Below are 26,563 nucleotides of genomic sequence, written 5' to 3' on the forward strand. Positions count from 1 at the left end.
GGAGTCCATCCGTGACGGAAGGCACCACCTCCACGGCCCCCGCTGAGGCGGGCAGCGACACCCTGACCCGCCTGGAGCAGGAGGGCGAGATCGCGGCCGACTACCTCGAGGGACTGCTCGACATCGCCGACCTCGACGGCGACATCGACATGGACGTCGAGGCGGACCGGGCCGCGGTGTCGATCATCAGCGAATCGGCACGCGACCTCCAGAAGCTCGTGGGCCGCGATGGTGAGGTCCTGGAGGCGCTCCAGGAGCTGACGCGGCTGGCCGTGCACCGGGAGACCGGTGACCGCAGCCGTCTGATGCTGGACATCGGCGGCTTCCGGGCCAAGAAGCGCGCGGTCCTCGCGGAACTGGGTGCCAAGGCCGCGAACGAGGTCAAGAGCACGGGCGAGCCCGTGAAGCTGGACCCGATGACGCCGTTCGAGCGCAAGGTCGTGCACGACGCGATCGCCGCGGCCGGTCTCCGGAGCGAGTCGGAGGGCGAGGAGCCGCAGCGCTTCGTCGTCGTTCTCCCGGCCTGACCGGATCCTTGTACTGTCGGCCCCGTCTGTACGCAGGCGGGGCCGATCTTTGTCAGCCTGATAGTCAGCCACCCACAGTGCGCTAGTGCGGTATGGAAGGACGGTCCCCGTGACGGAGGCAGCAGAGCTCCCCCAGGCACCTGCGGAGGCGCGGGAGGTGTTCGGAGAGCTCTTCCCGGAGGCTGTCCGGTACGCGGAGCTTCTGGCGGATGCCGGGGTCAAGCGCGGTCTGATCGGCCCGCGTGAGGTCCCCCGGCTGTGGGAGCGGCACTTGTTGAACTGTGCGGTGCTCTCCGAGGTCGTGCCCGAGGGCGTCACCGTCTGCGATGTGGGCTCGGGCGCGGGCCTGCCCGGCATCCCGCTGGCCCTGGTGCGTCCCGATCTCAAGATCACCCTGCTGGAGCCGCTGCTCCGGCGGACGAACTTTCTCCAGGAGGTCGTCGAGCTGCTCGGCCTGGACCATGTGACGGTCGTGCGCGGCCGGGCCGAAGAGGTTCTCGGGACGTTGCAGCCCGTTCAGGTGGTGACCGCGCGTGCGGTGGCGCCGTTGGACCGGCTGGCGGGCTGGGGCGTTCCCCTGCTGAAGCCGTACGGGGAGATGCTCGCGCTCAAGGGCGACACCGCGGAGGAGGAGCTCGCCGGCGCCAGGGCCGCGCTCAGCAAGCTGGGTGTCGTGGAGACCGAAGTGCTTCACGTCGGTGAGGGTGTGGTCGATCCGCTCTCCACGGTGGTCCGTGTCGTGGTGGGCGAGAGCCCGGGCGGTGTGAGGTTCGCCGCAAAGAGGGCCAAGGCCGCTCGCACGGGGCGCACCCGCCGACGTCGCTGAGACGCGCCGCGCAGCGGCGTCGCCATCCGGTCGAGCGCTCCGGACGGTCGACGTGCGGAGTGTCGTGGCCTGGTAGTTGCTCCGCAGGGGCATCGTGTTTCACGTGAAACGTCGCTCTCTGCTGCAGGGAATCATCAGCCGCGGTCGTGCGGCTGCCACGCCGCGCGACCGCAAGCCCGGACGGGTGGCCGAGTTGTCCACACGCACGGATTCATCCACAGAACAGCGGGCCTCGCTGGTTCACGACCCCGAAAGCATGGCAGGCTCTGTTCATTGCGAGCCTGAAGTCGAGGAGAGTGAATCCTTGCGGTCCGACGCCAACATCGCGGGACCGATGACCGACCCGGTCCCCGGTCCCCGAACCGAGTCCGTGGGTGAGGGTGTTTCACGTGAAACACCGCCGCCGATGGACGACACACCCATCGGCCGTGCCGCTCAGCTGGCGGTCGAGGCCCTTGGCCGCGCCGGCGAAGGGCTGCCCCGGCCAGACCGCACCCGCGTCATGGTGGTGGCCAACCAGAAGGGCGGGGTCGGTAAGACGACTACGACGGTCAACCTTGCCGCGTCCCTGGCCCTGCACGGTGCGCGCGTTCTGGTGGTCGACCTCGACCCGCAGGGGAACGCCTCCACGGCTCTGGGCATCGATCACCACGCCGATGTCCCCTCGATCTACGACGTTCTGGTGGACAGCCGCCCCCTCTCCGAGGTGGTCCAGCCCGTACCGGACGTCGAGGGTCTCTTCTGTGCCCCCGCGACCATCGATCTCGCCGGTGCGGAGATCGAGCTGGTCTCGCTGGTGGCACGGGAGAGCCGCCTTCAGCGAGCCATCCAGGCGTACGAGCAGCCGCTGGACTACATCCTCATCGACTGCCCGCCCTCCCTGGGACTGCTGACGGTGAACGCACTGGTGGCCGGGGCCGAGGTGCTGATCCCCATCCAGTGCGAGTACTACGCGCTGGAAGGCCTGGGACAGCTCCTGCGCAACGTCGATCTGGTGCGGGGCCATCTCAACCCGGAGCTGCATGTCTCGACGATCCTGCTGACGATGTACGACGGCCGGACGCGGCTCGCCTCCCAGGTCGCCGAGGAGGTGCGTACCCACTTCGGCAAGGAAGTGCTGCGGACGAGCATCCCGCGGTCGGTGCGTATCTCGGAGGCGCCGAGCTACGGGCAGACCGTGCTCACCTACGACCCGGGATCCAGCGGCTCGCTTTCGTACCTCGAAGCCGCCCGGGAGATCGCCCTGCGGGGCGTCGGCGTGCACTACGAGGCTCAGCACGCCCACACGAGCAGTCAGAACAACCAGCAACACGTTGCGGAGGGCCTTCAATGAGTGAGCGTCGTAGAGGACTGGGGCGTGGGCTCGGTGCGCTGATCCCCGCCGCTCCTCAGGAGAAGCAGGTGCAGACGCCCGGAAACGGCGCGGCGTCCGGCACGGGCCCGGTGCTGACGGCGGAGCGCGGGGTGGCGGCCGCGAAGGTGACCGCGCTGCCGTCCTCCCCGGTGGTGCCGGAGCCGGCGTCGGCCCTGGAGGACCGGTCCGAACAGGGCGTCGGGACGTCGGGGGCGTACTTCGCCGAGCTGCCGATCGGGGCGATCACCCCGAACCCGCGTCAGCCCCGTGAGGTGTTCGACGAGGACGCGCTGGCCGAGCTGGTTGTCTCCATCAAGGAGGTAGGTCTTCTCCAGCCGGTCGTCGTCCGCAAAGTGGGCGCGGACAGCTATGAGCTCATCATGGGTGAGCGTCGGTGGAGGGCCTGCCGTGAAGCGGGCCTGGAGCGGATTCCCACGATCGTTCGCGCCACGGACGACGAGAAGCTGCTGCTGGACGCGCTGCTGGAGAACCTTCACCGGGCTCAGCTGAACCCGCTGGAGGAGGCCGCTGCGTATGACCAGCTGCTCAAGGACTTTCAGTGCACCCATGACCAGCTGGCCGACCGTATCGGTCGCTCCCGGCCGCAGGTGTCGAACACGCTGAGGCTCCTGCGGCTGTCCCCGCCGGTGCAGCGCCGGGTGGCCGCAGGGGTTCTCTCCGCCGGTCATGCCCGGGCCCTGCTGTCCGTGGACGACTCAGAGGAGCAGGACCGGCTGGCCCACCGGATCGTGGCCGAGGGGCTGTCGGTGCGGGCGGTCGAGGAGATCGTGACACTGATGGGCTCGCGGCCCACGAGCTCCCCGAAGTCCAAGGGGCCGAGGGCCGGCGGGCGTCTGTCCCCCGCCCTGACCGACCTGGCGACGCGTCTGTCCGACCGCTTCGAGACCCGGGTGAAGGTCGACCTGGGGCAGAAGAAGGGCAAGATCGTCGTCGAGTTCGCCTCGATGGAGGATCTGGACCGCATTCTCGGCAGCCTTGCTCCCGGCGAGGGTCGGGTGCTGGAGCGCCGACTCACCGAGGCGTCCGAGGAGGGCGCCGAGGACTGAGCCTCAGGGATTCATCGAAGGGCGGGCCGTGTGCCGGTGCATACCGGAACACGGCCCGCCCTTTGCTCTCTCGGTATCCGCATCACCTCTGGGTGGATACGATGCGGTCTGGGACGGTGCATCCACGGTGATCGATCTCAGAGGAGGGCGGAGGCCTTGCGAAGAGTGAGCCGCAGTCGGCTCGTCACAGTCGGACTCGGCCTGGGCGCCGTCGGGGGGTTCGTCGGCAGCCTGTTCCACGAACGGAGCGCGCTGGCAGCCGCACGTGGTGCGGCGGGCGAAGGAAGTGAGGAATCGCCGTCATGGGGCGTCGGCTCGTACCACTCACCCTGGACAACCTTCCGGATCTCCCCGAGCGTTGCCGCTCGTGCGTCTTCTGGGAGCTTGACCCGGTCAGTGGGGAAGCCGCAGTAAAGGCGGGCAAGCCCGAGCTGGAGAAGGAAGCCTGGATTTCCGCGGTTCTCCTGGAGTGGGGCTCCTGCGGCCGGGTGGTCTATGTGGACGACGTGCCGGCCGGGTTCGTGCTCTACGCTCCGCCCGCGTACGTGCCCCGCTCGACCGCGTTCCCGACCAGCCCGGTCTCCCCCGATGCCGTTCAGCTCATCACCGGCCTGATCGTTCCCGAGTACCAGGGCCAAGGGCTCGGCCGTGTCATGGTCCAGACGGTGGCCAAGGACGTTCTGCGCCGGGGCTTCAAGGCGATCGAGGCGTTCGGAGACGCACGGTCGGAGCGGGGAACGTGCGTCCTTCCTGCGGATCACCTGCTGGCCGTCGGCTTCAAGACCGTGCGGCCGCATCCCGTGCACCCACGGCTGAGGCTGGAGCTGCGGACGACGCTCTCCTGGAAGGAAGACGTGGAGATGGCGCTCGACCGGCTTCTGGGAGCGGTTCAGAAGGAGCCGGTGTTGCGGCCGTTGTGAGTCGCCGCGCTTCCTGTTGCTATGCGAAACGGGCCCGCCCCCTTCAAGGGGTGGGCCCGTTTCACGTGAAACATCGCGCCGGGGCGCCGCTGGGCGGTCAGGCGCTGATGAAGCCTTCGAGGTCGCGGAGGATCGCGGCCTTCGGCTTGGCGCCGACGATGGTCTTGGCGACCTCGCCGCCCTGGTACACGTTCAGGGTGGGGATGGACATCACGCCGTACTTGGCGGCGGTGGCCGGGTTCTCGTCGATGTTGAGCTTGACGATCTCGATCTGGTCGCCGTGCTCGGCCGCGATCGCCTCCAGCGAGGGGGCGATCTGGCGGCACGGGCCGCACCAGGCGGCCCAGAAGTCCACCAGAACCGGCTTGTCGCTCTTGAGAACGACGTCGTCGAAGTTGGCATCCGTAACGTGCTTCAGGTCGCCGGCCACGGCGGCCTCCTTAGTCTCTCGGGGTGGTGGGGTGTGGTGCGGGCGTTCAGACGACCGGGGTCTTCTCCGGCTCGGCGGGCTCGGCGTCGGCCAGGGCCGCGAGGAAGCGCTCGGCGTCCAGGGCGGCGGAGCAGCCGGTGCCCGCAGCCGTGATGGCCTGACGGTAGGTGTGGTCGACCACGTCACCGGCACCGAAGACACCGGTGAGGTTAGTCCGCGTGGAGGGTGCCTCGACCTTCAGGTAGCCCTCGTCGTCGAGCTCCAGCTGGCCCTTGAAAAGCTCGGTACGCGGGTCGTGGCCGACGGCGATGAAGAGTCCGGTCACGGGAAGGTCGGAGGTCTCGCCGGTCTTGGTGTTGCGCAGGGTCAGACCGGAGAGCTTCTGGTCGCCCTTGATCTCGGCGACCTCGCTGTCCCAGGCGAACTTGATCTTCGGGTCGGCGAAGGCACGGTCCTGCATGGCCTTGGAGGCACGCAGGGTGTCACGGCGGTGGACGATCGTGACGGACTTGGCGAAGCGGGAGAGGAAGGTCGCCTCCTCCATCGCGGTGTCGCCGCCGCCGATCACGGCGATGTCGTGGTCCTTGAAGAAGAAGCCGTCGCAGGTGGCGCACCAGGAGACGCCGCGTCCGGAGAGGGCGTCCTCGTTGGGCAGTCCGAGCTTGCGGTGCTGGGAACCGGTGGTGACGATGACCGCCTTGGCACGGTGGACCGTACCCGCGGTGTCGGTGACGGTCTTGATGTCACCGGTGAGGTCGACCGCGACGACGTCGTCGGGAACCAGCTCGGCGCCGAAGCGCTCGGCCTGGGCCCGCATGTTGTCCATGAGCTCGGGGCCCATGATGCCGTCCTGGAAGCCGGGGAAGTTCTCCACGTCGGTGGTGTTCATCAGCGCTCCACCGGCCGTGACGGCGCCCTCGAAGACCAACGGGTTCAGCGAGGCACGGGCGGTGTACAGCGCGGCGGTGTACCCGGCCGGTCCGGAGCCGATGATGATCACATTACGGACGTCGCTCACGGGTTTCTTCCTCGTTTCTGCAGACTGCCTAACTGCCTACGGGGTTGGTCAACGACTCACACCCCACCCAACGGATCCTACGGCTGATGCATTCCCGAACATGCCGCAGCGGTCGTGGGCGGCCTTCAGGGGCGGCTGTAGGACCGTGTGAGCAGTAGCCGGCCGGAGGACTCCGGGGCGGTGTCCACGCAGGCAGAGGCGACGAGGTAGGCCTGTACGCGTGAGGAGTCGCTCGTGTGCGGAAGGACGACGAGATAGGTGTCCGTTCCCCGGTACGTTCCCTCCTCCAGGGCGAGGGCCGGCGTGGTGCGGCCGGTTGCCTTCTGGACGCAGGGGGGCACAGCGACGACGGGAGCCTTCATGGGGCTCCTGGACGGCTCGGCTTCGGGAGTGAGGGCTTCGCTCGACGACTTGGTGTCGGCCTCCGGCTCTACCTTCTTGGCACCCGGGCTCTTCCGGCTCGCCTCGTCGCCGAGGAGGTTTCGGACCTGGGCTTCGAGTGTGCCCTCCGCGTAGGCGGGCGCGCTGCTGTCGGCAGCACTGACCCCGCCGTCGGTGACCGACTTGGCCGCGTCGCCGGAGGGCGCGAGGGATTGGAGGAAGAAGACGCTCATCCCGATGACTGCGGCGCCGAAGGCGGTGCCGAGAACCACGGTGCGCCGACGACGGCGGGCGGGACGGCGGCCCGGCCCTGTCGCGGCTGAGGACCGGCCCGCAGGGCGGTCCGGGGCGGTGGTGTTGCCGGGGACGGAAGCGGGCCCGGTCGTAGCCCTGCCGGTCGGCGCATCTTCAGCGGTCGTTGTTTCACGTGAAACAACGACCGGCTCGTCCTCGGGGGAAAGGGTGGGGTGGGCTTCCGCCGCGAGAGCCGCGTCGATGCGGGCGGCGATGTCCTCGGGCATGGGCTCGGGGTCGGGCATCGTCCCGAGCAGTCCGCGAATCTCCTCCAGAGAGTTCCGGACCTCTGCGCAGAGATCGCACTCCGCGAGGTGCTGCTGGACTTCCGCCGCTCGGGAAGGGGCGAGCAGTCCCTCGGTGAGATCGGAGATCTCGGAGACCTCCGGGTGCTGAGCCGTGTCGGCCGTGGGTGTCACGGGCGCCCACCTCCTCCCTTCGTGGCGGCAGGATCGCTTGCTCCTGCGTCTCTGGGGCCTGACGCAGGTGGGACGGATGCTTCGCGCGTCCGGTTCCTTCCCTCCGCGCCGTTCTCCTCGTCGGGGCTCTGGCCCTCGGTTTCCGCGCGCAGATGGCGGACCAGAGGGGCCAGTCTCGCCCGGCCCCGGGCGCACCGGCTCTTCACGGTGCCGACCGGAACCTCCAGGATGACGGCGGCCTCCGCCACGGGGTAGCCCTGCATATCGACGAGGACCAGGGCGGCCCGCTGCTCGGGGGGCAGCGTGTCCAGGGCCTTCTGGAGCTGACGGTGGAGGTCCTGCCGCACGGCGGGTGCCTCGGCGGATTCGTGGGGCTCCAGGAGCTGATCGAGCCGTTCGGCATCGTCCACGGGGGATGTCTTGCGGGAGGCGGCCTTGCGTACCCGGTCGAGGCAGGCGTTGACGGTGATGCGGTGGAGCCAGGTGGTGACGGCGGACTGGCCGCGGAAGGTGTGGGCGGCGCGGAACGCCTTGACGAGGGCGTCCTGGACGGCGTCGGCCGCTTCTTCCCTGTCCCCGAGGGTCCGTAGCGCCACGGCCCAGAGCCGGTCGCGGTGACGGCGTACGAGCTCACCGAAGGCGTCGGGGTCGCCCGCCACATGCTGGGCGAGCAGGTCCGAGTCGCTCGGTGCCTCTGGTGGAACGGAATCCACCGTGCTCCCCCTCCGAACCGGATCCGATGTCGCATATGGTCCCGCCCGGTGAAGCGGTGCGACGGGAGAAGCCTGCCGTCACGGGCGCGACGGCCGCAACCCTTGTCGCCGCGGGTGCTCGGCGGGGAGGGACGGTCCGCCCCACAGTAGCGGGCGGGCGGGGGCGGTGATCACGGGCCGGTACGCGAGATCCCGCGTACCGGCCCGTGATCAGCCGAGGACAGAGATGTCGGTGATGCCGCCGCGGTATCCGCCCGTGCCGTCCGACGGGAGTTCCGTGATGTGAATGAGGACGTAGCGCGTGCGGACGGGTTTGTCGAGCGTCTCCTTGAGCGTCGACCCAGCGACCGTCCGCTTGACGATCTGCTGGTCGAAGTCGGCTGTCGTGGAGGGGGACGTGGCGTCCGGGGGCGCGGCGGAGACGGTTGTCGTCTGCCCGCTGCGGTACATGGACACATCGACTCCGGAGACGTCCCGTACCTTGCCGAGGTCGACGATGATGCCGCTGCCCTGCTTGCGCTGGGGGAGGTTGCCGAAGTTGGCGAAGCCCTTGTACCGCGGGGTGACCCAGCGGGTCCCCCGGTCACCGTCCACGGTGTTCGCCGCGTCTCGCTGCTTGATTCCGGAGCCGTCGGGCATGAACTCCGTGGCCCCCGCGATGTCCAGGGGTTCGGCGGACGGGGCGGGCTTGTCGTCCTTGTTCTTGTCGTCCTCGTTCGGCTCGGTGACGCCGGTGTCGTCGGGGCCCTTGGCCCGGTCGAGCAGCGCTTCCGCGAGCTGCCAGCTGCCGAGGCCCAGGGCGGCGATGAGGAGAGCGGACACGGTCCACTTGAGCACGCGGCCGGTGCGGCTCTGCAGGGGCGCCGGTGGGGCCGCCATCACCGGCTGCGCGGCGGGGGACGGGTGGGAGGACGGACGCCCGTACGTGCCCTGCTGATAGGTCGTGCGCTGATAGGCCGGCGGCGCGGTGAACGTGGGCTCGGGCGGAAGGATGCGCGGCATGGCCGCGACGGCCTTGGCCAGCTCGTCCGGCGTCGTGCAGGGCGGTTCCTGGCGGGAGGCGGTGGCACCGTCGTTGGCGAGCGCCCGCATCGCGATCTCGGAGAGGCCGCGGTGGACGCCGGCCCGGACCTGGTCGGGGGCGATGAGCCCCAGGCCCTTGGGCAGCCCGGCGAGCCCGTGGGCATCGTCCCCGTAAGGCCAGCGGTGGGTCAGGGCTGCGTACAGGAGGGCCCCGATGGCCTCGGTGTCCGTACGGAGGGGATGCTCGGCGGTGATGCCCCGCAGGGCGGCGTTCACGGCGAGGCCCCGAATGCGGTACTGCCCGGTGGAGCTGCGCAGAACCGCGCCCGGGGTGAGGCGCAGATGGGAGAGGCCCTCGCGGTGGGCGGCGGCCATTGCCTGGGAGAGCTGACTGACGAGCTGGTAGGCGTCGTGGGCCTCCATCGGCCCGGCGGCCAGCACAGCGGTGAGCTCGGTGGCGTCCGGCAGCCATTCGTGGACCACGTAGACGAGGTCGTTCTCCTCGACGGCGTCCAGGACCTGGACGAAGCGGGGGTCGCCGAGCAGGGCCGAGGAGCGGGCGGCGGCCAGCACCGAGCGGGCCCGCGGATGGTCGGCCGGAAGCAGATGGACACCCACGGCCCGGCGGAGCTTCTCGTCGACCGCGCGCCAGCTGCTGAAGCCGTCCAGACGGGTGACGCACTCCTCCAGGCGGTAGCGCCCGGCGAGTTTGTCACCGCTGTGCAGGTCGGGTGACGCCGGAACGGTCTCGGAACGCTTCTGCCCACCGTCCGTGTTCTCGGTGTTCTTGGGGCTCGCGCCCTTGGTGTCCTCGGCTTCCGCCGTCCCGTCGGTCGTGGCCTCGTCCGCCTTGGCGGCCAGCGGCTTGTCACCGCTGTTGTCGGCCACGTCGACGGCAGCCGTGCTACGTTCCGCCACCGTCGTTCCTGCCTCCCCATCCGTTGCGCGATGCCAGCCAGCTCTGCACAGTCACGCCAATTGTGCCCACACTCCAGCGCTATGCACGACACGCGGAGTGCGGCGATGGTTGTGCGGGCGGGTGCTCATTCAGCGTCCGAGCCGTCCACGGACCATGCCGACCAGGCCGTTGACCTCTTCGATGCGCATCTTCTTCGCCGCGACGAAGAAGATGCCCAGGAGGAGGACACCGCCGCAGATCAGTGCGGCCAGGGAGCCGAGGGCGCCGGTGCCGATCAGTTCAAGGATCCCGAAACCGACGGCGCCGCCGGCCAGCGCGGCGGGCACCGCGGCCATGCACAGACGGGCGTAGGTCCGCACGATGTGCGCGCCGTCCAGGTCACCGCCCAGCCGGTTGCGCAGCCGGCGCCAGGCGACGCCGACGCCGACCGCGTAGGCCAGACCGTAGGAGAAGGCCATACCGACGACCGCCCAGCGGGCGGGCAGGACGACGTAACAGAGGGCGGAGGCAGCGGCGTTCACGGCGGCCACGATGACCGTGTTGTAGAAGGGGGTGCGGGTGTCCTCGTAGGCGTAGAAACCGCGCAGCACGACGTACTGCACGGAGTACGGGATCAGTCCGAGCGCGAAGGCCATGAGGATGAAGCCCATGGACCGGGCGGCCTCGATGCCGCTGGAGGCGTACAGCAGGGTGGCCATCGGGAGGCCGAGCGCGAGGAAGGTGAAGGCCACCGGCACGATGGCGACGGCCGAGTTGCGCAGTCCCTGCGAGATGTCGTCGCGGACCGCACCCGGGTCGTTGTCGTGGGCCGCCCGGGAGATGCGGGGCAGCAGGGCGGCCATGACCGAGACGGTGATGATGGCCTGCGGCATGCCCCAGATCAGCTGGGCGTTGGAGTAGGCCAGGAATCCGGTGCCGTCGTGGCCCGAGGCGGTGCCGGCCGCCGTGGCGAGCTGAGTGACGACCAGAACGCCTGCCTGGTTGGCCAGGACGAAGAGCACGGTCCATTTGGCCAGCTTGACGGTCTTGCCGAGGCCGTGGCCCTTCCAGTCGAAGCGGGGGCGGAAGCGGAATCCCGTCTCGCGCAGGTAGGGGATCATCGCCAGGGACTGGACGACGAGTCCGAGCAGGGTGCCGATGCCGAGCAGTCGGACACCTTCCGGCGGGATGGTGTCGACGCCCATCCGCGATTCGGCGGAGGTGCCGTAGACCCAGATGAACAGCCCGAACGTGATGATCATGACGATGTTGTTGAGGACCGGGGTCCACATCATCGCGCCGAACTTGCCGCGGGCGTTGAGGATCTGACCCATCACCACGTGCACGCCCATGAAGAAGATCGTGGGCAGGCAGTACCGGGCGAAGGTGACGGCCACGCTGTTGGCGGCCACGTCGTCGGCGATCGTGCTGGACATCAGCTGGATCAGCACCGGCGCGACGAGGACCGCGGCGGCGACGATCAGGCCGAGCGCGACCATCACCAGGGTCAGCAGCCGGTTGGCGAAGGCCTCGCCGCCGTCCTCGTCGTCCTTCATGGCGCGGACGAGCTGGGGGACGAAGACCGAGTTCAGACCGCCGCCGACGGTGAGGATGTAGATCATCGTCGGCAGGGTGTAGGCGATGGTGAAGCTGTCGCCGAGCATTGCCGCGCCGAGCGCGGCGGTGATCACCAGGGAGCGGACGAATCCGGTGAGCCGGGAGACCAGGGTGCCGGCTGCCATGAGCGCGCTGGACTTGAGGAGTCCGGAGACCTTGCCGCCGCCGCTCTTGGCGGGTGCGGGGGCCGGTTCGGGCTGGGGCGGTACCGGAGGCTTCCCCGATCCCTCCTGGTCCCGGAAGAGGTGGGCGAAGGCGTCCGGTTCCTGCCGGTCGTCCGAGGCCTGGGTCACGAGGTCGTCGACGCCGACGAACTGCGTGGTCGCCGGGCGGTCCCCGTACGGCAGGTGCCGGGAGGGACCCGCCGGCTCGGGGGGCGGGGTCTGGGCCCAGATGCGCGGGTCCGGGGCGTACGGGGCGGGGGGCGGTTGCTGGTAGAGGGGCGCCGGCTCCTGGTAGGTGCCGGGCGGCGGCGGCGGGTGGGCGGCGCGGTCGTAGAGCGCCTCGCCCACCGGGTCCTGGGCGGTCAGGTCCTGCGCCCGGTAGGGGTCGTCGTCGTAGGCGTGCTGGAGGTACGGGTCGGGCGGCACGGAGCCGTCCTGGCCCGCGCTCGGAGGAACCGGAGGCCCGCCCGGAGACGCTGCTCCGCCCGCGCCCTGCCCGCGGTCACCGTCGTACGGCGCGTTCATCGAAACCCCTACCTCATCGTCCCCGGCCGACCGGCCACGACAGACATCGCTCAACGGTCCACTTTCTCACCCGTTCCCGACGGGGCCCCGCTTTCCGGTCCGGTGTCCGGAGCCGGGTCACTCGGCTGCTCGGGTTCGTCCCCGTTGCCGTCCGCCGTGTCGCTTGCCACGGCGCGCTTGCGGTGGGTGTACATCCTGATGCCCGCCAGCACCAGGAGCAGCAGTCCGCCGGCGATCACGAGCAGCACGGTGGGCGTCACCTCGGAGACCTTCACGGTGAAGGTCATCTCCTTGCCGTACGGCGTGCCGTCCTCGGTGAACAGCCGGGCGGTGACCTGGGCCCGGCCGTTGGCGCTGGTCGCCGTGTCGAACTTCACGGACTGGCTGTGCCCGCCCGCGATGCTGACCGGCAGTCTGGCCGTGGTCCCGTCGTCGTTGAACTTGAGTCGGAGGTTGTCCGAGGTCAGCTGGAGAACCAGCCGGTCCACGCCCTGCACCAGCTTGTTCTGCACGGTGACCGGGATGGTCGCGCTGCGCCCGGAGAGGGTGACGTCGGACTTCTCGATGAGCTGCACCTCGGAGGTGAGGCTCTGCAGGTAGTCGCGGACCGCGTCCCGGTACTGCTGCGCCTCCAGGGACCGCCCTCGCCAGGACGTCGACATCGAGCGGTTGACGGCGTTGCCGAAGGGCGTCACCACGCGCTCGGGCTGCGTCAGGATCGTCTCGAAGCTGTCGAGGGACCCCTGGGTGGTGCGGATGTCCTGAAACGCCTGTATGGGCAGTTCCTGGGCGCGGAGCTTCTTCGGGTACGCGGAGGCCGGGGGAACCTTGGTGGTGGCCCGTGGGTCGGGCTTCACCTCGGCGGCATCGACGAGGTCGAGGGGCTGCGTCCACCGGTTGCCGGACAGCCCCTCCAGGGCGCGGGCCATCGTCTGGGCCTGCGCGGCGGTGGGCATCCGCGGCGGGGCCACGACGATGCTGCGCTCGTTGTCCGGTGCCTGCTCGGTCAGCGCGAGGGTCTGGGCCAGGAACCTCTGGACCGCGAGGGTGGAGGCGCCCGCTCTCGACATGTCGCCGTCGAACAGGGTCGACAGCCGGGCGTCCGCGACGACCGCGGTGGTGCCGCCGCCGATCGGCCGCGCCGCGCTCGGCGTGTACGGAAGCGCCGCGGTCTCCCGGAAGCTGTCGCTGCGGGCGATCACGTTGTGAGCGCCCGCCGACGTCGCCACATCGACGATGGAGGAGTCCACGGCGCCGTTCACGGGCCAGGCGAAGTCGGTGGAGGGTTTCACATGGAGGATGGTCTCCACGGTGGTCGCAGCCACCGTGGAGGCTTTCTGCAGATGGCTGAGCGTCCCGGAGACGGCTTTGCCGCGGTGGGCGATGGAGGCCAGGTCCGGGTCGGCGAACGGCAGCGCGATCACCTTGCCGTCCTCGGCCACCTTCTCCAGAGCGGTGAGCCACTGCTTGGCGACGGTCTGGTTCCTGCCCGGGACGGTCGTGTCACCCGACTCGACCTCGTACTTCCCTGCCATCGCGGCGACGCTCGCCAGGAGGTCCGGGTCGATGACCCAGGTCACGGGGAGCCTGCTGCCCAGGGCCACCATCTGCTCCAGGCGGCCGCCGGGCGCCAGCTCCTTGGCGAGGTCGTCATCGGTGAACACCGGGGTCTGCTGTTCGTCCGAGCGGGTCTCAGCCGTGACATGGGGAGACGCGATGAGCGGCCAGAGGAAGGTGAGCTTCGTCCTCTTGTCACTCGCCTCGGGCTGCCAGGGCAGGAACGAGCGCTCGATGCCCAGCACCTGCTCGTAGGGGACGCTGGGCGTCCGGCCGGAGACCGATACGCCGAGCTGGTAGACGCCCGGGTCGTCGAGGCCCAGCTTGTCGACGGGGACGGTGAGCGTGAAGTCCTGGCTGATACCCCTGGCGAGCTTGGGGAACTTCACCGTGTACTTGCCCCCGACGGCGGCCGGGTCGACGCCGGGGACGTACGCGGAGCGCTTCGCGGCGTCGTCGACCTCTCCGCGCCCGGTGAGCTGTGGCCCGACCCGGAGATCGACCTCGGCGCTGCTGATCGTCTCCTTGCCCCTGTTGGTGACCGTCCCGGAGACGGTCAGGGTGTCGTCCTCCGAGGGCACACTCGGGGCGAGCGTGTTCAGGGACACATCGACCGTGCGGGAGCCCGTGGGGGCCTTGGAGGGCTCGGTGGTCGGGGCGGCACCCGTGGCCGGGACGGCCAGGAGGCCGGCCAGGAGCGGCGCTCCGAGCACCGCCGAGGCCGTGCGCCGGAGCCACCGGCGGGCAGGAGAGGGACGAGTCCCCTGGAAATCTGCCGCCTCGGCCACGCGCCTACCCGTCCCTCGTCGTCGTCAGCTGCTGTCGATCGTTCGGTTCTGCGTCCCCGCATGGTAACGAGACGCGGCGGGCCGAAGTGCTGGGGTCCATCGCACATGATCGCGGGTATCCCGCAGGGCCGCCGTAAACGATGACGCCGCGACGGGCCCGTGCACGTACCCTTTTCTGTTGTGCCGAACGCCAACGAAGAGAACGCCAGTGCACTGAGCCAGGTGCAGCACCGCGCGGTGAATGAGCTGCTGCGGGTGTCCCCGGTCGCCGACGACCTCGCCCGCCGATTCCAGGAGGCCGGATTCGGCCTCGCGCTGGTCGGCGGATCGGTCCGCGACGCTCTGCTGGGCAGGCTCGGGAACGACCTGGACTTCACCACCGATGCCCGCCCCGAGGACGTGCTCAAGATCGTCCGCCCCTGGGCCGACTCGGTGTGGGAGGTCGGGATCGCCTTCGGCACCGTCGGCTCCCAGAAGGACGGCTACCAGATCGAGGTCACGACCTACCGGTCCGAGGCCTACGACCGGACCTCGCGCAAGCCGGAGGTCTCCTACGGCGACTCCATCGAGGACGACCTCGTCCGCCGCGACTTCACGGTCAACGCGATGGCCGTCGCGCTGCCGGAGAAGGAGTTCGTCGATCCGTACGGAGGGCTGAAGGATCTGGCCAACCGGGTGCTGCGCACTCCGGGCACGCCCGAGGCGTCCTTCTCCGACGATCCCCTGCGCATGCTGCGTGCGGCCCGCTTCGCCGCGCAGCTCGACTTCGAGGTCGCCCCCGACGTCGTCACCGCCATGACAGAGATGGCCGCGCGAATCGACATCGTCTCCGCCGAGCGGGTCCGCGACGAGCTCAACAAGCTCCTGCTCTCCCAGCACCCGCGGAAGGGTCTGGGGCTCCTGGTCGACACCGGGCTGGCCGCCCATGTGCTGCCCGAGCTTCCCGCTCTGCGGCTGGAGAGTGACGAGCATCACCGCCACAAGGACGTCTACGAGCACTCGCTGACCGTTCTGGAGCAGGCCATGGATCTGGAGGAGGACGGCCCCGACCTCGTCCTGCGCCTCGCCGCGCTCCTTCATGACATCGGCAAGCCGCGGACCCGCCGCTTCGAGAAGGACGGCCGCGTCTCCTTCCACCACCACGAGGTGGTGGGCGCGAAGATGACGAAGAAGCGCATGACCGCGCTCAAGTACTCCAACGAGCTGGTCAAGGACGTGTCGAGACTGGTGGAGCTGCACCTGCGCTTCCACGGGTACGGCGATGGCGAGTGGACCGACTCCGCGGTGCGCCGGTACGTGCGCGACGCCGGTCCGCTGCTGGAGCGGCTCCACAAGCTGACCCGGTCGGACTGCACGACCCGGAACAAGCGGAAGGCCAACGCCCTCTCCCGCACCTACGACGGACTGGAGGAGCGCATCGCTCTGTTGCAGGAGCAGGAGGAGCTGGACTCGATCCGCCCCGATCTGGACGGCAACGAGATCATGCAGATTCTCGGCGTCGGGCCGGGGCCGGTGATCGGCAAGGCGTATGGCTTCCTGCTGGAGCAGCGCCTGGAGCACGGGCCCATGGAGCGGGACGCCGCGGTGGCGGCGCTCAAGGAGTGGTGGGCGCGGCAGGACTGAGCCGGACCGGGCGATGTTTCACGTGAAACATCGCCGACTGAATGTGCCGAGGGGCGTTGTTTCACGTGAAACAACGCCCCTCGGCACATTCATGACCGGCTACCGGTGGGCATCGGTGCGCCGCCAGCGGAACATGGCCCCCGCGACCGTCGCGTACAGCACCGCAACGACCACCACGACGGTGACCGATCTGCCGTCCGGCGGGAGCATCAGCGCCGCCACCCCTGCGGCGCTCACGAACGCGACGTTGAAGAGCACGTCGTAGAGCGAGAAGACCCTGCCGCGGAAGGAGTCGTCGACCGAGGTCTGTACGACGGTGTCGGTCGCGATCTTCGACCCCTGCGTCACGACGCCGAGCACGAACGCGGCGATCAGCATCGGGGCGGGAGCGAAGGAGAGGCCCAGGGCGGGCACCAGGGCCGCCGCCGCCCCGGCGCAGCCCACGATCCATCCGTACCGGCCTAGTCGGCCCACGGCCCAGGGGGTGAGAACGGCGGCGATGAAGAACCCGGCGCCGGACACCGCGACCGCCAGGCCGAGCAGGGCCAGCCCGTCGGACTCGGTGTCGGACCAGGAGTAGCGGCACAGCATGAGCACCATGACGGTGAGCGCGCCGTAGCAGAAGCGGATCACGGTCATGGCGGCCAGGGCCTTGGCGGCATGGCTCCGCTGCGCCAGATGGCGCAGACCGGCGGCGAGCCCACGGGCGGTGACGGCGAGAGCTGCGCGCAGCCGCATCGGGCTCCCGTCGATGTCCGGACCCAGCAGCGTGCGGGGGAGGCTCAGAGAAGCCAGCGCGGAGAGCAGATAGAGCATCGCCCCCACCAGGACGACCGCAGCGTCGGACTCGTCGGCTACCAGCCGTACGACGAAGGCGAGGCCTCCTCCCGCGGTGGCCGCCAGGGTGCCGGCGGTCGGGGAGAGGGAGTTGGCCACGACGAGGCGGTCGGTGTCGACCACGCGGGGCAGGGCGGCGGAGAGGCCCGCCAGCACGAAGCGGTTGACGGCGGTGACGCAGAGAGCCGAGGCGTAGAAGAGCCAGTCAGGCACCGAAGCGAGAATCAGCAGGGCCGTGGAGCAGGCCAGGGCGGCCCGCAGGAGGTTCCCGTAGAGGAAGACCTGGCGCCGGGGCCAGCGGTCAAGCAGCACCCCCGTGAAGGGCCCGATCAGGGAGTAGGGCAGCAGGAGCACGGCCATGGCGGAGGCGATGGCGGCGGCCGACGTCTGCTTCTCCGGGGAGAAGACGACATAAGCGGCGAGGGCGACCTGGTAGACGCCGTCGGCGGACTGGGACAGCAGCCGCACGGTGAGCAGGCGGCGGAAGTTCCGCAGGCGCAGCAGGGTGCGCAGATCACGCGCGACAGACATGGGAGCAAGCGTCACACACGTCGGGGGTCCGCGGGCGGATTGCCCGGGGACCCCCGACGTGCGGCAGGAAGAGATGAGCGTCTCCGCTCAGCGCTTCGGTGAAGCAGTCAGTGCTTCGGTGGAGTTGTCAGCCGAGAGGGCTGGTTCAGCGCTCCGTCTCGCCCTTGATGAACTTCTCGACGTTCTCGCGGGCCTCGTCGTCGAAGTACTGGACGGGCGGCGACTTCATGAAGTAGCTGCTGGCCGAGAGGATGGGGCCGCCGATGCCGCGGTCCTTGGCGATCTTCGCCGCACGGACGGCGTCGATGATGACACCGGCCGAGTTCGGGGAGTCCCACACCTCGAGCTTGTACTCCAGGTTCAGCGGAACGTCGCCGAAGGCGCGGCCCTCGAGGCGCACGTACGCCCACTTGCGGTCGTCCAGCCAGGCCACGTAGTCCGAGGGGCCGATGTGGACGTTGCCCTCGCCGAGCTCGCGGTCACGGATCTGCGAGGTGACGGCCTGCGTCTTCGAGATCTTCTTGGACTCCAGGCGCTCACGCTCGAGCATGTTCTTGAAGTCCATGTTGCCGCCGACGTTCAGCTGCATGGTGCGGTCCAGGATGACACCGCGGTCCTCGAAGAGCTTCGCCATCACGCGGTGCGTGATGGTGGCGCCCACCTGGGACTTGATGTCGTCGCCGACGATCGGGACACCGGCCTCGGTGAACTTGTCCGCCCACTCCTTGGTGCCGGCGATGAAGACCGGGAGGGCGTTGACGAAGGCGACCTTGGCGTCGATGGCGCACTGCGCGTAGAACTTCGCGGCGACCTCGGAACCGACGGGCAGGTAGCAGACGAGAACGTCGACCTGCTTGTCCTTCAGGACCTGGACGACGTCGACCGGGGCGTCCGTGGACTCCTCGATCGTCTCGCGGTAGTACTTGCCGAGACCGTCGTGGGTGTGGCCGCGCTGGACGGTCACGCCCGTGTTCGGCACGTCCGCGATCTTGATGGTGTTGTTCTCGCTGGCGCCGATGGCGTCCGCGAGGTCGAGACCGACCTTCTTCGCGTCGACGTCGAAAGCGGCGACGAACTCGACGTCGCTGACGTGGTAATCGCCGAACTGGACGTGCATCAGGCCGGGCACCTTGCCGGCCGGATCGGCGTCCTTGTAGTACTCGACGCCCTGCACCAGCGAGGCGGCGCAGTTGCCCACGCCTACGATGGCTACGCGAACCGAACCCATTCCGGTTGCTCCCTGTGTAATCGGTGTTTCCGATGAAGTCGTCGCGGAGTGCGATGACTTCACTTGGCGGTGTCGTCGGACGGATCCGGCGGGGTGTTGTCCCGGTGCCGGGGCAGGCCGCCCGTCTCTCCAGGTTTGTCCTGTTGAGCAGAGCCCTCGGGCGAGGATCGTCGCCGATCCCGTCCCGACCGCTCGCTCTCGATGAGCTCGTTCAGCCAGCGCACTTCGCGCTCCACGGACTCCATGCCGTGCCGCTGCAGCTCAAGTGTGTAGTCGTCGAGTCGTTCACGGGTGCGGGCGAGAGAGGCACGCATCTTCTCCAGGCGCTCCTCCAGCCGGCTGCGCCGGCCTTCGAGCACCCGCATCCGCACATCGCGTTCGGTCTGGCCGAAGAAGGCGAAGCGCGCTGCGAAGTGCTCGTCCTCCCAGGCGTCCGGACCGGTGTGCGACAGCAGCTCCTCGAAGTGCTCCTTACCTTCTGCCGTCAACCGGTAGACGATCTTCGCCCGGCGTCCCGTCAGTGAGGAGGAGGAAGCGGCCGTGCGTCCGGTGACCGGCACGGTGTCCGCCGAGTCCCCTGCGGGCTCCTCGATCAACCAGCCGCTGGCAACCAGCGTCTTGAGGCAGGGGTAAAGGGTCCCGTAACTGAACGCACGGAAGATCCCCAGCGAGGTGTTGAGGCGTTTGCGCAGCTCATAGCCGTGCATCGGCGATTCGCGGAGCAGGCCGAGCACGGCGAACTCGAGGATGCCGGAGCGTCGGCTCACCGGTGCCTCCTCCTTCTCCCGCTGCTTCGGTCGGCAGGGTCCACCGGAAACACCGGCGTACTTATGCCGTGCTGATGTATCGACTCGATACATCAGCACGATAGATCGGTCAGCCTTGTTCGACAAGGGTGACCTTCGTGAGCGGCGTCACATCAGCAATTCCGAGGGTTCGACTTGCGTTGTTTGGGGTGAAGTTCGGCCCTAGGCGGGTTTTGACCGTGCGTAGTCTGTGCGGCATGCAGACCACCGGGAACCGCGAGACGCTGACGCGCGTCAGTCATCGCGGACTGCCGGATGTACTGCGGATGAGCCTTCCGCAGTGGCTTGTCCGTAATTCGGGGGGACCGGATCTCAACTGCCGCTTCCAGGCGCTCTCGCCTGCCCGAGGAGTAGTCGTTCCATGAGCGAGCACCGTCGCAAAACGCCGCAGCCACAAGGTGGCGGGCGTGCCGCGGCCAGACGAGCCGCCCAGCAGTCGACCGGACGCCGAGCGGCTCCGTCACGCAGAGCCACTTCCGTATCACCTTCCGAATCACCGTCCGAGGCGTACGGCGAGGAGCGCCCGTACGGCAGCCGCGCCGAGGCCCGCCGCGCGGCGCAGCGCGGCGGCCGCCGACGTGGAGGCGACGGCCCCGGGGGCCGGGGGCGCGACAACGGTGGCCCCGGCAAGAAGCGGATGATCGACTACCCGCGCTACGGGAAGTACGGGTTCCGTCGCTGGGTGCCCTCGTGGAAGCTGGTCTCGGGACTCTGTCTGGGGTTCCTCGGGGTGCTGATGGGCGTGGCGGGCATCGCCTACGCGCTGGTGGTCCCCCCGGAGTTCAACAAGACCGCCAAGGCGCAGAACAACGTCTACTACTGGGCCGACGGTACCCAGATGGTGGCGACCGGTGGTGCGGTGAACCGCCAGGAGCTCAAGTACGAGCAGATCCCGGAGGCGATGCGCAATGCCGTGATCTCTGCCGAGAACAAGAGTTTCGAGACGGACCGCGGTATCGACCCGATGGGCATCGGCCGTGCGGTGCTCAACATGGCCACGGGCGGCGAGACCCAGGGCGGGTCGACCATCACTCAGCAGTACGTGAAGAACTCGATGCTCTCCCAGGACCAGACCCTCAAGCGGAAGGTCCAGGAGCTCTTCATCACGCTCAAGGTCGCCGGCCAGCAGCCGAAGGAAGAGGTGATGGCCGGCTACCTCAACGTCTCGTACTACGGACGAGGAGCTTCCGGTCTGCAGGCGGCCGCCCGGACCTACTACAACAAGGACGCCGACGAGCTGGACGCGAGCGAGTGCGCCTTCCTGGCCACTCTGCTCAAGGGCGCGAGTTACTACGACCCCGCCGGCGCCACGCACATCGACAAGGTCAACGCGACCAAGAAGAAGAACACCAAGCGCGCCAAGGAACGGTGGGCGTGGATCCTTGACGAGCAGGTCAAGGACGGGCGGATGACGGCGGCTGAGCGCGCCAAGTACACCGAGTTCCCGGACCCGCTGCCGCCGAAGCAGGACGCCAAGCTGGGCGGCCAGACCGGCTACCTGGTGGAGCTCGCCAAGAATTACTTCGTCGCCAACAACGACAAGGGCATCACCGCAAAGGACCTCGATCTGGGCGGCTTCGAGATCCACACCACCTTCCAGAAGAAGCGGGTGGAGCAGCTCGAAGCAGCGGTGAAGAAGGTCTACAAGGCGAAGATCCGGCCCGAGGAGCGTCCGGAGACGGACACGCACGTCGAGTTCGGCGGGGCGTCCGTGGACGCGAGGACCGGCGCCATCATCGCCACGTACGGTGGCCAGGACGCCACCACGCACTTCACGAACAACGCCGACGCCACCGGCGCCCAGGTCGGTTCGACGTGGAAGCCCTTCGTGCTGGCGGCGGCCATGCAGTACGGGGTGAGGGACCCTGCCGGCCCCAAGGAGCAGAGCGAGTCCCAGCGCACCCAGATCTCGCCGAAGAGCATCTACAACGGTGACGACGGCCTGCGGATCAGGGACTACACGGGCAAGATCTGGCTCAACGAGGACGACGAGGAATGGCGTCAGACCAACGACGGCAACTACGACTACGGTGAGATCGACCTGCGGACGGCCATGGAGAAGTCCGCCAACTCTCCGTTCGTGCAGCTCGGCATGGATGTCGGTACGGACAAGGTCAAGGACGTCGCTGTCGCCGCCGGTCTGAAGGACGACAAGTTCATGGCGGACGCGACCGTTCCCTCGTTCTCCATCGGTACTTCGTCGCCCAGCGCCATCCGTATGGCCGGGGCCTACGCGACCTTCGCCACGAGTGGTCAGCAGAACGACACCTACTCGGTGACCGAGGTGAAGCAGGGAGGCGTGGTCGTCTTCCAGCACAAGAAGAAGCCCAAGCGCGCCTTCAGCCCGATGATCGCCGACAACGTCACGGACGTCCTGAAGAACGTCGTGGAGAACGGGACGGGCGAGCCCGCCCGTCTGGAGGGCCGTGAGGCCGCGGGCAAGACCGGTACGACGGACGGCAACCGGTCCGCCTGGTTCGTCGGGTACACCCCGCAGATCTCGACCGCCATCAGCATGTTCCGGCTCGACGACGACGAGACGAACAAGGCGCGCGAGTTCGAGAAGATGTTCGGAACGGGTGGCGAGGAGAAGATCCACGGAAACTCGTTCCCGGCCTCCATCTGGCACGACTACATGACCGGGGCGATGAAGGGCAAGAAGGTCATCTCTTTCCCGGAGCCGCAGGACCCGGGCGAGGTCGTGTGGGGCGGCGGCGCGGTCAGCCCCAGCCCGACCCCCAGTCCCACGCCCTCGAAGGAGCCCTCCGAGGAACCGACGCCGACGCCGACGCCCACCCAGACCACCCCGAGCCCGACCCCGACGCCGACCAGGACCTGCGGCATCTTCGACCCGAACTGCCAGGCGGCCGACGGCGGGGCGAACGCGGGGGCTGACGGCGGAGGCCAGAACGGCGGCGCGGACGGTGGCGGCGACAGTGGCGGAGCCGACGGCGGTGGCGACACCACCGGAACGACCGACGGCGGTGACAACGGCGGATCCCAGGGAGCCAACGGCAACCCGGGCGGTGGAACCGGCTCGATCTGGGGCAACTCCGGATAGCCGGACCGTCGGCCGTGCCTCTCAGGGAACGGCTCGGCGCAGCGGCGAGGGCCGCCGTACCCACCCGGGTACGGCGGCCCTCGCCGCGTTTCCGGCGGCACACGGCCCCCCGCGTGCTCCTCCCGTGTCCCCCGGGCGGTCCTTGCCCCGGACACAGCCCCGTACGGCAGGATGTGCGGCATGCCAAGCCCCAGCGCAGAAGACACGAGCGTGCACCAGGAACCGCCCGTCGTGCGGCCCACCGATCAGGACGAGGTCGCGGCGGCCGGCAGCGAGCTCTTCGGCGGCCGGGTGGGGCGCTGGGCGCGGCTGGGCGACGGTCCGCTCACGCCCGTACGCGTCGTCGCGCTGGTCATGATCGGGATGTTCGCCCTCGGCATGGTGCAGAAGATTCCCTGCTACGAATGGGCCTGGTTCCGCGGCGCCACCTCGCAGTACACGCACGCCTGCTACTCCGACATTCCCCACCTCTTTCTGGGACGCGGCTTCGCCGACGGCCTCGTGCCGTACTTCGACCGCCTGAGCGGCGATATGCAGTACCTGGAGTACCCCGTGCTGACCGGGGTGTTCATGCAGGTGGCGGCCTGGCTGACGCTGACGCCCGACAGCGACCCCATCCAGCAGCGCGAGCAGATGTACTGGATGGTCAACGCGGGCATGCTGATGATCTGCGCGGTGGTCATCGCCGTGTGCACCGTCCGTACGCACCGGCGTCGCCCCTGGGACGGTCTGCTGGTCGCGCTGGCACCCGCGTTCGTTCTCACCGCGACCATCAACTGGGATCTGCTGGCCGTCGCGCTGACGGCCGCGGCGATGCTCATGTGGTCCCGGGGCCGGGTGCTCGCCTTCGGGATCCTCATCGGCCTGGCCACGGCCGCCAAGCTCTACCCCGTCCTGCTGCTCGGCCCGCTCCTGGTGCTCTGCTGGCGGGCGGGCCGGTGGCGCGCGTTCGGGACGGCGCTGCTGGGCGCGGGCGGGGCCTGGCTGGTGGTGAACCTGCCGGTGATGATCTTCGCCCCCGAGGGGTGGCGGAAGTTCTACACCTTCAGCCAGGAGCGGCCGATCGACTTCGGCTCGTTCTGGCTGATCATCACGCAGCGCACCGGCAAGCCCATCGACGTGGAGACGGTCAACACCGCCTCGGTCGTCCTCATGGTCGTCTTCTGCGCGGGCATCGCCGGTCTGGCGCTCTCCGCGGCCCGCAGGCCGCGCTTCGCCCAGCTGGCGTTCCTGGTGGTGGCCGCGTTCATCCTGACGAACAAGGTCTACTCACCGCAGTACGTGCTCTGGCTGATTCCCCTGGCGGTCCTGGCCCGGCCGCGCTGGCGCGACTTCCTCGTCTGGCAGGCCTGCGAGGTCATGTACTTCCTCGGGATCTGGTTCTACCTCGCCTACACCAGCGGAGGGGACAAGCACCAGGGGCTGCCGCAGGAGGGCTATCAGGTCGCGATCGCCCTGCACCTGCTGGGCACGCTGTACCTGTGCGCGCTGGTCGTCCGGGACATCCTGCTGCCGGAGAAGGACCCGGTGCGCGCGGACGGGTCGGACGACCCGTCGGGCGGTGTGCTCGACGGGGCTCCGGACGCGTTCGTGCTCGCGCCCGATGCCCGTCCGTCCGGGCACGCGGCTCGGACGGACGGGCATCGGGCGGAGTGGGGTGCGACGCCCACCCGGAACGGCTGAGCCGGGGGGCTTGTCGGAAGGGCCGGTTCAGGCTCAGCGGTCGACGAGCCGGTCGTACTGGGTGGTCGTGTGGCGGAGATGGGCGACCAACTCGTCGCCGACTCGCGGCTCCTGGGCGTCCGAGGGGACGAACAGGATCGACACCTGCATGTGCGGCGGCTCGGCGAACCACCGCTGCTTGCCCGCCCAGACGAACGGCGACAGGTTGCGGTTGACCGTGGCCAGGCCCGCGCGGGCGACGCCCTTGGCCCTCGGCATCACGCCGTGCAGCGCTTTGGGCGCCTCCAGACCGACCCCGTGGGACGTACCGCCGGCGACGACGACCAGCCAGCCGTCGGACGCGGCCTTCTGCTGGCGGTAGCCGAAGCGGTCGCCCTTGACGACCGGCGTGACGTCCAGGACGGCCCCCCGGTACTCGGTGGCCTCGTGGTCGCCGAGCCAGAGCCGGGTGCCGATACGGGCGCGGAAGCGGGTCTGCGGGAACTGCTGCTGGAGCCGGGCCAGCTCCTCGGCGCGCAGATGGCTGACGAACATGGTGTGCAGCGGCAGCCGGGCCGCGCGCAGCCGGTCCATCCAGCCGATGACCTCCTCGACGGCGTCGGAGCCGTCGGTGCGGTCCAGCGGCAGGTGCAGCGCGAAGCCTTCGAGCCGTACGTCCTCGATCGCCGCGTGCAGCTGCCCCAGCTCCTCCTCCTTGACGCCGTGGCGCTTCATCGAGCTCATGCACTCGATGACGACCCGGGCGCCCACCAGGGCGTGCACCCCGTCGACGGAGGAGACGGACCGGATGACACGGTCCGGCAGCGGTACGGGCTCCTCGCCCCGCCGGAACGGGGTCAGGACGAGCAGGTCCCCGCTGAACCAGTCCTTGATGCGGGCTGCTTCGTAGGTCGTCCCGACGGCGAGGGTGTCGGATCCGAAGCGGATGGTCTCGTCGGCGAGGCGCTCGTGGCCGAAGCCGTAGCCGTTGCCCTTGCAGACGGGGACGAGACCGGGGAACTGGTCGATCACGGACTTCTGGTGCGCCCGCCAGCGCGCGGTGTCGACGTAGAGGGAGAGCGCCATGGCCGGCCCGGAACCTTTCTGGTGGCTGCGGTGGATCAGGGAACGAACGGGTGGTGCCGCGAGGGATATTGAAGCCGGTCAGCGGCGGGACATATAGATGTCGAGCGCCTTGTGGAGCAGCTTGTTGAGCGGGAAGTCCCACTCGCCGACGTACTCGACGGCCTCGCCGCCGGTGCCGACCTTGAACTGGATCAGGCCGAAGAGGTGGTCGGTCTCGTCCAGCGAGTCGCTGATGCCGCGCAGGTCGTAGACGGTCGCGCCCATCGCGTAGCTGTCGCGCAGCATGCGCCACTGCATCGCGTTCGACGGCCGGACCTCGCGCCCGATGTTGTCGGAGGCGCCGTAGGAGTACCAGACGTGTCCGCCGACGACGAGCATCGTGGCCGCGGAGAGGTTCACGCCGTTGTGGCGGGCGAAGTAGAGCCGCATCCGGTTGGGGTCCTCGGAGTTGAGGACGGTCCACATGCGCTGGAAGTACGAGAGCGGGCGCGGCCGGAAGTGGTCGCGCACGGCGGTGATCTCGTAGAGCCGCTGCCACTCGGCCAGGTCCTCGTAGCCGCCCTGGACGACCTCGACGCCGGCCTTGTCGGCCTTCTTGATGTTGCGGCGCCACAGCTGGTTGAAGCCCTTGAGGACGTCCTCCAGGGAGCGGTTCGCCAGCGGCACCTGGAAGACGTAGCGGGGCTGTACGTCGCCGAACCCGGCGCCGCCGTCCTCGCCCTGCTGCCAGCCCATCTTCCGCAGCCGGTCCGCGACCTCGAAGGCGCGCGGCTCGATGTGGGTGGCCTCGACGTCGCGCAGGCGCTTCACGTCCGGGTCCTGGATGCCGGACTTGATGGCCGCGGAGTCCCAGCGGCGGATGACCACCGGCGGGCCCATCTTCACGGAGAAGGCACCCTGCTGCTTGAGGTGGGCGAGCATCGGCTGGAGCCAGTCGTCCAGGTTCGGCGCGTACCAGTTGATCACCGGGCCCTCGGGGAGGTACGCCAGGTAGCGCTTGATCTTGGGCAGCTGGCGGTACAGGACGAGGCCCGCACCGACGATCTGGCCGTCCCGGTCGAACCAGCCCAGGTTCTCCGAGCGCCATTCGGTCTTCACGTCAGCCCACGCCGGGACCTGGCAGTGACTGGCCGAAGGCAGGCTCTGGATGTACGCCAGATGCTGCTCTCGGCTGATGGTCCTCAGGGTCAGGCTCATGCGGGGCGCTC

Annotated in this window: 20 protein-coding genes; 8 read left to right on the forward strand and 12 right to left on the reverse strand. The window is 69.2% G+C overall.

Annotated elements, in window-relative coordinates:
• Nucleotides 1-11: 11 nt before the first annotated feature.
• From CCZ36_RS17135 to CCZ36_RS17155, 5 genes are all read left to right on the forward strand, one after another.
• Entirely contained in the window at nucleotides 12-527 is a 516-nt protein-coding gene (locus CCZ36_RS17135; RefSeq protein WP_069735702.1) for a Jag family protein, read from the forward strand.
• Between the two features lie 109 nt (nucleotides 528-636).
• On the forward strand, nucleotides 637-1,353 hold the full coding sequence (gene rsmG, locus CCZ36_RS17140) for a 16S rRNA (guanine(527)-N(7))-methyltransferase RsmG (protein WP_069735701.1): 717 nt from the start codon (nucleotides 637-639) through the stop codon (nucleotides 1,351-1,353).
• A 256-nt stretch (nucleotides 1,354-1,609) separates the two neighbouring features.
• Entirely contained in the window at nucleotides 1,610-2,686 is a 1,077-nt protein-coding gene (locus tag CCZ36_RS17145; RefSeq protein WP_079134236.1) for a ParA family protein, read from the forward strand.
• Nucleotides 2,683-3,774 (forward strand): ParB/RepB/Spo0J family partition protein, encoded by a 1,092-nt coding sequence (locus CCZ36_RS17150; protein WP_128818047.1) that lies wholly within the window; start codon nucleotides 2,683-2,685, stop codon nucleotides 3,772-3,774. Before CCZ36_RS17145 ends, CCZ36_RS17150 begins: the two co-directional genes overlap by 4 nt.
• 302 nt (nucleotides 3,775-4,076) lie before the next feature.
• Nucleotides 4,077-4,694 (forward strand): GNAT family N-acetyltransferase, encoded by a 618-nt coding sequence (locus CCZ36_RS17155; protein ID WP_069743610.1) that lies wholly within the window; start codon nucleotides 4,077-4,079, stop codon nucleotides 4,692-4,694.
• 97 nt (nucleotides 4,695-4,791) lie between these two features.
• Here the strand turns inward: CCZ36_RS17155 and trxA are convergent, their stop codons facing one another.
• From trxA to CCZ36_RS17190, 7 genes are all read right to left on the reverse strand, one after another.
• Complete coding sequence (gene trxA / locus CCZ36_RS17160) at nucleotides 4,792-5,124, reverse strand: thioredoxin (protein ID WP_069735699.1); 333 nt, start codon at nucleotides 5,122-5,124, stop codon at nucleotides 4,792-4,794.
• A 46-nt stretch (nucleotides 5,125-5,170) separates the two neighbouring features.
• Nucleotides 5,171-6,142: a thioredoxin-disulfide reductase gene (gene trxB, locus CCZ36_RS17165; protein ID WP_069735698.1), complete on the reverse strand. Its 972-nt coding sequence runs from the start codon at nucleotides 6,140-6,142 to the stop codon at nucleotides 5,171-5,173.
• A 125-nt stretch (nucleotides 6,143-6,267) separates the two neighbouring features.
• The gene (locus tag CCZ36_RS17170; RefSeq protein ID WP_069743608.1) at nucleotides 6,268-7,236 is read right to left on the reverse strand and encodes an anti-sigma factor family protein; all 969 of its coding nucleotides are present in this window, start codon (nucleotides 7,234-7,236) and stop codon (nucleotides 6,268-6,270) included.
• On the reverse strand, nucleotides 7,233-7,949 hold the full coding sequence (sigM, locus tag CCZ36_RS17175) for an RNA polymerase sigma factor SigM (protein ID WP_069735696.1): 717 nt from the start codon (nucleotides 7,947-7,949) through the stop codon (nucleotides 7,233-7,235). Before sigM ends, CCZ36_RS17170 begins: the two co-directional genes overlap by 4 nt.
• A 210-nt stretch (nucleotides 7,950-8,159) precedes the next feature.
• Complete coding sequence (locus CCZ36_RS17180) at nucleotides 8,160-9,890, reverse strand: protein kinase family protein (RefSeq protein ID WP_069735695.1); 1,731 nt, start codon at nucleotides 9,888-9,890, stop codon at nucleotides 8,160-8,162.
• 129 nt (nucleotides 9,891-10,019) lie between these two features.
• Entirely contained in the window at nucleotides 10,020-12,176 is a 2,157-nt protein-coding gene (murJ, locus tag CCZ36_RS17185) for a murein biosynthesis integral membrane protein MurJ (protein ID WP_069735694.1), read from the reverse strand.
• A 50-nt stretch (nucleotides 12,177-12,226) separates the two neighbouring features.
• On the reverse strand, nucleotides 12,227-14,521 hold the full coding sequence (locus CCZ36_RS17190; RefSeq protein ID WP_128818048.1) for a DUF6049 family protein: 2,295 nt from the start codon (nucleotides 14,519-14,521) through the stop codon (nucleotides 12,227-12,229).
• A gap of 180 nt (nucleotides 14,522-14,701) precedes the next feature.
• Between CCZ36_RS17190 and CCZ36_RS17195 the strand changes: the two genes are divergently transcribed.
• Complete coding sequence (locus tag CCZ36_RS17195) at nucleotides 14,702-16,144, forward strand: CCA tRNA nucleotidyltransferase (RefSeq protein WP_069743604.1); 1,443 nt, start codon at nucleotides 14,702-14,704, stop codon at nucleotides 16,142-16,144.
• Nucleotides 16,145-16,243: 99 nt separating this feature from the next.
• Here the strand turns inward: CCZ36_RS17195 and CCZ36_RS17200 are convergent, their stop codons facing one another.
• The 3 genes from CCZ36_RS17200 to CCZ36_RS17210 all read right to left on the reverse strand — a co-directional run bounded on the left by CCZ36_RS17200 (nucleotide 16,244) and on the right by CCZ36_RS17210 (nucleotide 19,507).
• Nucleotides 16,244-17,512: an MFS transporter gene (locus tag CCZ36_RS17200; RefSeq protein ID WP_128818049.1), complete on the reverse strand. Its 1,269-nt coding sequence runs from the start codon at nucleotides 17,510-17,512 to the stop codon at nucleotides 16,244-16,246.
• Nucleotides 17,513-17,657: 145 nt separating this feature from the next.
• Nucleotides 17,658-18,740, reverse strand: a complete 1,083-nt coding sequence (locus CCZ36_RS17205; protein ID WP_010060441.1) for an inositol-3-phosphate synthase — start codon at nucleotides 18,738-18,740, stop codon at nucleotides 17,658-17,660.
• A gap of 59 nt (nucleotides 18,741-18,799) precedes the next feature.
• On the reverse strand, nucleotides 18,800-19,507 hold the full coding sequence (locus CCZ36_RS17210; protein ID WP_069735690.1) for a PadR family transcriptional regulator: 708 nt from the start codon (nucleotides 19,505-19,507) through the stop codon (nucleotides 18,800-18,802).
• 400 nt (nucleotides 19,508-19,907) lie between these two features.
• Here CCZ36_RS17210 and CCZ36_RS17215 point away from each other — a divergent pair, with 400 nt between their 5' ends.
• Nucleotides 19,908-22,607, forward strand: a complete 2,700-nt coding sequence (locus CCZ36_RS17215; protein WP_237302683.1) for a transglycosylase domain-containing protein — start codon at nucleotides 19,908-19,910, stop codon at nucleotides 22,605-22,607.
• 171 nt (nucleotides 22,608-22,778) lie between these two features.
• Entirely contained in the window at nucleotides 22,779-24,290 is a 1,512-nt protein-coding gene (locus tag CCZ36_RS17220; RefSeq protein ID WP_164873518.1) for a glycosyltransferase family 87 protein, read from the forward strand.
• A gap of 33 nt (nucleotides 24,291-24,323) precedes the next feature.
• Here the strand turns inward: CCZ36_RS17220 and CCZ36_RS17225 are convergent, their stop codons facing one another.
• Nucleotides 24,324-25,355 (reverse strand): alanine racemase, encoded by a 1,032-nt coding sequence (locus tag CCZ36_RS17225; protein ID WP_003967862.1) that lies wholly within the window; start codon nucleotides 25,353-25,355, stop codon nucleotides 24,324-24,326.
• 78 nt (nucleotides 25,356-25,433) lie between these two features.
• A complete protein-coding gene (locus tag CCZ36_RS17230; protein ID WP_006126009.1) occupies nucleotides 25,434-26,552 on the reverse strand; it encodes a lipid II:glycine glycyltransferase FemX in 1,119 nt (372 codons plus the stop codon).
• Between the last annotated feature and the right edge of the window lie 11 nt (nucleotides 26,553-26,563).

The organism is Streptomyces sp. S063 (assembly GCF_002832675.1).
Taxonomy (GTDB): domain Bacteria; phylum Actinomycetota; class Actinomycetes; order Streptomycetales; family Streptomycetaceae; genus Streptomyces; species Streptomyces sindenensis.

What these genes read in the sequence shown, in the direction of transcription:
- CCZ36_RS17205 (WP_010060441.1), bottom strand. Translation starts at nt 18,740, where the DNA reads ATGGGTTCGGTTCGCGTAGCCATCGTAGGCGTGGGCAACTGCGCCGCC.
- CCZ36_RS17155 (WP_069743610.1), top strand. Translation starts at nt 4,077, where the DNA reads ATGGGGCGTCGGCTCGTACCACTCACCCTGGACAACCTTCCGGATCTC.
- CCZ36_RS17150 (WP_128818047.1), top strand. Translation starts at nt 2,683, where the DNA reads ATGAGTGAGCGTCGTAGAGGACTGGGGCGTGGGCTCGGTGCGCTGATC.
- CCZ36_RS17220 (WP_164873518.1), top strand. Translation starts at nt 22,779, where the DNA reads ATGTGCGGCATGCCAAGCCCCAGCGCAGAAGACACGAGCGTGCACCAG.
- CCZ36_RS17200 (WP_128818049.1), bottom strand. Translation starts at nt 17,512, where the DNA reads ATGTCTGTCGCGCGTGATCTGCGCACCCTGCTGCGCCTGCGGAACTTC.
- CCZ36_RS17225 (WP_003967862.1), bottom strand. Translation starts at nt 25,355, where the DNA reads ATGGCGCTCTCCCTCTACGTCGACACCGCGCGCTGGCGGGCGCACCAG.
- murJ (WP_069735694.1), bottom strand. Translation starts at nt 12,176, where the DNA reads ATGAACGCGCCGTACGACGGTGACCGCGGGCAGGGCGCGGGCGGAGCA.
- CCZ36_RS17145 (WP_079134236.1), top strand. Translation starts at nt 1,610, where the DNA reads ATGGCAGGCTCTGTTCATTGCGAGCCTGAAGTCGAGGAGAGTGAATCC.
- CCZ36_RS17230 (WP_006126009.1), bottom strand. Translation starts at nt 26,552, where the DNA reads ATGAGCCTGACCCTGAGGACCATCAGCCGAGAGCAGCATCTGGCGTAC.
- CCZ36_RS17215 (WP_237302683.1), top strand. Translation starts at nt 19,908, where the DNA reads ATGAGCGAGCACCGTCGCAAAACGCCGCAGCCACAAGGTGGCGGGCGT.